Below are 4746 nucleotides of genomic sequence, written 5' to 3'. Positions count from 1 at the left end.
CCCCGGGGCCGCCCGCCGTCGGGGCCGCCCTCCCGCCCGACAGCCGCAGGTACAGCAGCGCCGCACCGGTCACCACCAGCGGCCACAGCAGGTACGGACCCGACATCACCAACAGCAGCAGCACCGCGCCCAGCGAGACCAGCGCCGCCGCCCGTCCCCGGCTCCCGCGCGGCAGCAGCCGGATCGCCGCCGCCACCCCGATCGCGTACACCGTGACGAGGGACCCCGTGGCCAACAGCACCAGCGGCCGGGCCCCGACATCCAGCGCCACCACCGTCAGCAGCGCCGCCAGGGCCCCGCCCGCCACCACGCCCAGGCCCCGCCGGGGCACCTCCCCCGAGACGCTGCCGCGCGCCAGCACCCGGGGCAGCGAGCCGTCCCGCCCCAGCGCCGCGCCCAGCTTCGCCGCCCCCGCGTAGTAGACGTTCATGGCGCCCGCCGTCAGCATCAGCGCCGCCGCCGCGGCGAACCACCGGGCGCCGTCCCCCATGCCCAGCGCCATCAGGTCCGCCAACGGCGCCTCGGAGCCGCCCGCCGCCGCGCCCAACACCGCGACCACGGCGAACGCCACCGACAGGTAGAGCACTCCGACCACCACCACGGCCGCCCCCGCCGACCGGGGCAGATCCCGTTCCGGCCGCCGGAACTCCCCGGCCAGGTGCGTGATCGCCTCCCACCCAGCGATGCACCACACCAACAGCGCGGCGGCCGGCCCGACCGCCGCCCAGCCGTGCGGGGCGAAGGGCTCCAGGTTCCCCGCCCGGGCGTGCGGCAGCGCCAGCGCCACGGAGACCAGCAACAGCGCCGCCAACAGGCCCGCCAGCACGAACTGCAACCGCCCCGAGACCCGGACCCCGGCGGTGTTGGCGGCCGTCACCGCCACCATCAGGCCCACCGCCGTCACCGCCACCGTCGTCCGCCCGCCGCCGAACGCCGAGGCGACGTACGCCCCGCCGAACAGCGCCGCCGCGGCCGCTCCCGGCGGCACGGCCAGGAAGAAGCACCACCCCACCACCGTCGCCGCGCGCTTGCCGAACGCCAGCCGCGCGTACGTGGACACCCCGCCCGCGTCGGGGTACCGGGCGCCGAGCGCGGCGAAGGTCGCGGCGAGCGGGACGGAGATCACGATGAGCGCGAGCCAGGCCACCAGCGAGGCCGGCCCCGCCACCTCGGCGGCCAGCGCCGGGAGGGCGATCACGCCCGTGCCCAGGACCGCCCCGACGTACATGGCGGTGCCCTGCGCGGCGGTCAGCCCGGCGGGCCGCGTGGGGCCGGACCGGGCGGGGCCGGACCGCGTGAGGGAAGTGCGTGGAGTCATGCGGCTCAGCCTCGCCGCTTTCCCGCGCCCCGCCCATCGTCGGAAATGCCATCGTGCGCTAAATTCCCGCCATGACCGGACACGTCGTGGCGGTCGCCGTCACCAGCGGCGCCCCCACCTTCGAACTCGCCGTCCCCTGCGAGGTCTTCGGCGTCGACCGCCGCGACATCGTCGACCCCTGGTACGACCTGCGCCTGTGCGCCGCCGAACCCGGCGACCTGCGCAACTCCGCCGGGATGCGCGTGGACACCCCGCACGGGCTCGACGACCTCGTCGCCGCCGACACCGTCCTGGTCACCGCCTGCGCCCGCCCCGCGCAGCTCGCGCCCCCGGCCGGCCTGATCGACGCCGTGCGCCGCGCGCACGCCCGGGGTGCCCGCATCGTCTCGGTGTGCAGCGGCGTCTACGTCCTGGCCGAGGCGGGACTGCTGTCCGGGCGACGGGTCACCACGCACTGGATGAACGCCGCCGACCTCGCCCACCGCCACCCGGACGTCCACGTCGACCCCGACGTCCTCTACACCGACGACGGGGACATCCTCACCTCCGCCGGCACCGCCTCCGCCATCGACCTGTGCCTGCACCTGGTGCGGAAGGACCACGGCGCGGCCGTCGCCAACGAGGTGGCCCGCCGCATGGTCGTCCCGCCGCACCGCGAGGGCGGCCAGGCCCAGTACGTGCGCCCACCGGCCCGCCCGCTGCCGCGCGGCGACGACCTGGCGCCCGTGCTGCACTGGGCGCTGGACCGACTCCACGAACCGCTGACCGTCTCGCAACTCGCCCGCCGCGCCCACCTCGGCGAGCGCACCTTCGCCCGCCGCTTCCGCGACCGGCTCGGCACCACCCCGCTCCAGTGGGTGCTGCAACAACGCGTGCGACTGGCGCAGGAGTTGCTGGAGACCACCGACGAGCCGGTGGAGGGCGTCGCCCGCCGCACCGGCTTCGGGACGGCCGCCAACCTCCGCCACCACTTCGGGCGCGTCGCCGGGGTCTCCCCGCAGACCTACCGCCAGGTCTTCCGCCACCGGGCCGCCGTCGGGGCCGTCGCCGGTGCCGAACCGGCGGGCTCCGGTGCCGTCACCCCGTGAGGCACGGCCCGAAGGGGGTTTCCGTCACCCGCCGACCTGCCCGACCACCCTCGCCGACGAACACCCCGCCGGCCCGGGAACCACGCCCGGGCGGCGGCCGGGGGTCAGCGCCCCGGCGGCTCGGCACGGGGCAGCGCGCAGGCAGCCGTCCCACCCGGCATCCGGTGACGGTTGTCCGCGATCAACCGGTAGAGCCGGCGGGCCACCCACCGAACAGGCGGCAGGGTGAGCACCGTACCCGGCACCGCCCACCCCCGGCCCGCGCTCAGCAACGCCCTGGCCACCGCGTCGGCACCCCCGTACACGGCTCCGGACGGCGTCACCCACAGCACCTCGTACTCGGCACGCTCCGCCGTCACCCCCAGCGCCCGCAGATCCGCGAACTGACGCGGCACGATCTCGCAGCGGGGCCGCACGTGCCGCTCGGCGAACGCCGCCGAGGCACTGCAGAACCCGCAATCCCCATCGAAGACCAGCACAGGTGAAGTCCGCATCATCCCAGTGTGCCGCTTTTCCGGCAGACCCGGAGTTCTCGGGCCCCCGGACCCGACATCCCGGTGTCGGGAAGCGCACCCGCCAGGGCGATCCCCTTCCCACCCTCTCCTCCCAACCCGGCGAGGACGACGCCCACCCGGGAAAACCGTGAGCGGGATTCGCCGGCGGCCCCCGGGGCACACGCGAGCCATGACCCCCCGACGTGGGCCGGTACCCCTGCCCGTTCGACACCGCAGGACCCGCAACCCCACGGGTTCGCGGCGTACTTCCCTCCCGCGCCATGAGGGTCGGTGGGCGCGATGGAGAGGTGAACGGTGTTTGCGGGCTCCGGAACACCCATCCGAGGGGATACGTCCCTGGTCGGGTCCGGACCGTCACGAGGGAGAGGTGCTCACCGTGAAGCGATCGACCACCCTCACCCTCGCCCGGGTCGGGGCCGTCCTCATAGCCATCGGACTGCTCATGGTGTGGCTCGGATAGCAGCCTCCTCTCCCTCCATCCGTGAACGCGCGGGAGGAGGGACGAGCCGGGAGTCGGCGACGCCGTTCGACGACTGTGAGGGTGCCGGGGCCGGCGGAGGCAGTACGGGAACCGGACGGTGGTGATGGTTCCGTCGCCGGGGGCGCGTGATATTCGTCAACTTTCAACGGCCCCTCATCCGTCCCCCCGGTGCCGGTCCCCGGTATACGGAGCGGTACACGGATCCGCACCGGGGACCACCGGTCGGACCCGTGCCCGCGACGACACCGCCTCCGCTCCGCCGAGGGCTCCTTCGCGCTCCCGGCCGGTGTTTCCCGGTGTTCGGCCCGGTGCACGGACGGGTGGGCGCGCTCCGCCGGTGACCGATCAACCTCCGTACCGTGGCTCCTCCCCACACCCGGCCGGTGCCGGTGCGGTTCCCCGATCGGCTGTCCACCGGTAACGCTCCGTCAACACCCGTGTTATCGAATCCCGATGGTCCGGTGCGTTCGATGACGTCGCCCTCCGGACAGTCCCACGGGGCGGGAGAAAATAGTGGTGTGATGCCCTGCAACAAAACCGCTTGTTCGAAGCGTCCTACAGACAGAGCCACGCATGTCCAGACGCCGCAGCCGGCGAGCCGCCACAGGGAACGCACTATGTCCACCAGACTCCCCACCTCGGAATTAAGCGGGGTCGAGCCCACACTCCGGGCCCCGCACCAACCCGAGCGGAACGATCGCCCCGGTCATCGGGTCCCCGTCACGATCCACAGCACGGAACCCCTCTCCCGCGAGGGGGCGGCCAGCCTCCTGGGTCGGTACCGCGAGCTCGACATCACCGAGGACTCCGAGCTGCGTCCCGGCACGGTCGTCCTCGTGATCACGGATGTCCTCGACGGCCCCGCCCTCACCCTGCTGCGACGCGTCGCGCGTGCCGACGGTGTTCGGGCCGTCCTCGTCATCGGCGCTCTGCGCGAAGCCGAGCTCCTCGATGTGGTCGCCTGCGGGATCAGCGCCATCGTGTGGCGCCGGGAGGCGACCGGCAAGCAGTTGGCGCGGGCGGTGGTGGCGGCCGCGCGCGGCGACGGCAATCTGCCGGCCGATCTGCTCGGTCGACTGATCACCCAGGTCGGCGCGCTGCACCGTTCGGTGTCCGGTGGGGACGGTGTGCCCACCACGGGATTGACCGCTCGTGAAACGGAGGTGCTCCGCCTGGTCGCGGACGGTCTCGACACCGGTGAGATCGCCGCCGAGCTGGCCTACTCCGAACGCACCATCAAGAACATCATGCACGGGCTCACCACCCGCTTCCATCTGCGGAACCGGGCACATGCCGTGGCCTACGCGATGCGGGAGGGGTACATATGACCCCGCCCCCGCTCCC

The 4746-nt window shown here is 74.0% G+C and carries 4 protein-coding genes; 2 read left to right on the top strand and 2 right to left on the bottom strand.

Annotation, left to right across the window (positions count from 1 at the left end):
• A partial coding sequence (locus FOE67_RS16860) for an amino acid permease (protein ID WP_182665146.1) occupies nt 1–1318 on the bottom strand: 1318 nt, incomplete at its 3' end.
• A gap of 71 nt (nt 1319–1389) precedes the next feature.
• Here FOE67_RS16860 and FOE67_RS16855 point away from each other — a divergent pair.
• Nucleotides 1390–2406, top strand: coding sequence for a GlxA family transcriptional regulator (locus tag FOE67_RS16855; protein WP_182665145.1), 1017 nt, complete (start codon nt 1390–1392; stop codon nt 2404–2406).
• Between the two features lie 104 nt (nt 2407–2510).
• On the opposite strand, the gene FOE67_RS16850 is transcribed toward FOE67_RS16855, so the two are convergent.
• Complete coding sequence (locus FOE67_RS16850) at nt 2511–2900, bottom strand: thiol-disulfide oxidoreductase DCC family protein (protein WP_182665143.1); 390 nt, start codon at nt 2898–2900, stop codon at nt 2511–2513.
• A gap of 1119 nt (nt 2901–4019) precedes the next feature.
• Here FOE67_RS16850 and FOE67_RS16845 point away from each other — a divergent pair.
• Nucleotides 4020–4730: a helix-turn-helix transcriptional regulator gene (locus FOE67_RS16845; RefSeq protein WP_182665141.1), complete on the top strand. Its 711-nt coding sequence runs from the start codon at nt 4020–4022 to the stop codon at nt 4728–4730.
• Nucleotides 4731–4746: the final 16 nt, after the last annotated feature.

Origin of the sequence: Streptomyces calidiresistens (assembly GCF_014141525.1) — a bacterium.
GTDB classification, from domain to species: Bacteria; Actinomycetota; Actinomycetes; order Streptomycetales; family Streptomycetaceae; genus Streptomyces; species Streptomyces calidiresistens.
Note: the sequence above shows the minus strand (reverse complement) of the source record. Positions and strands in the feature narration are given on the sequence as shown.